The sequence below is a fragment of the Rhodoplanes roseus genome (genome assembly GCF_003258865.1).
GTDB lineage: Bacteria > Pseudomonadota > Alphaproteobacteria > Rhizobiales > Xanthobacteraceae > Rhodoplanes > Rhodoplanes roseus.
Genome location: NZ_NPEX01000667.1, coordinates 1 through 441, shown reverse-complemented (window position 1 = coordinate 441; position 441 = coordinate 1). Strand labels below are relative to the sequence as shown.

Genomic DNA, 441 nt, shown 5'->3' with positions numbered 1-441 from the left:
GGCCTCACCTACGACGACGCCGCCACCCGCGCCGCGATCATCGCGGCCCTGAAGACCATGGAACGTGGACAGGCGGTCCAGCTCGCCGCCGGACGGCGGGAGTGGCGGGCCGGCCGCTCGGCGCCCGGGCAGACCATGTACCGATCCTGGGTCGACGAGGCGATCTCCCAGGCCGTCGGCGAGGACCACCACGAGCTCGCCTTCGTGTCGGCCGCGATGCCGTCGCCCGGGCACATGCCGGTGCTCGGCACCGTCACGTTCGTCTGAGGCATCCATGGACAGGCACCTCCGCCGCGGTGGCGACGACTACGCCGATGCGCTCGCTGCCCTGCTGCCGACCGGCATCGCCTGGCCGCGCGACGCCGGCTCGGTGCTGCAGCGGCTGGTGTCGGGATTTGCGCAGGTCTGGGGCCTGGTCGACTCCCGGGCCGCCGACCTGCT

At 73.5% G+C, this 441-nt stretch carries 1 protein-coding gene; it reads left to right on the top strand.

The window, feature by feature from the left end; all coding sequences use genetic code 11:
* On the top strand, positions 1-267 hold a 267-nt coding region (locus CH341_RS34785), incomplete at its 5' end, for a hypothetical protein (protein ID WP_170149900.1).
* Positions 268-441 lie beyond the last annotated feature (174 nt).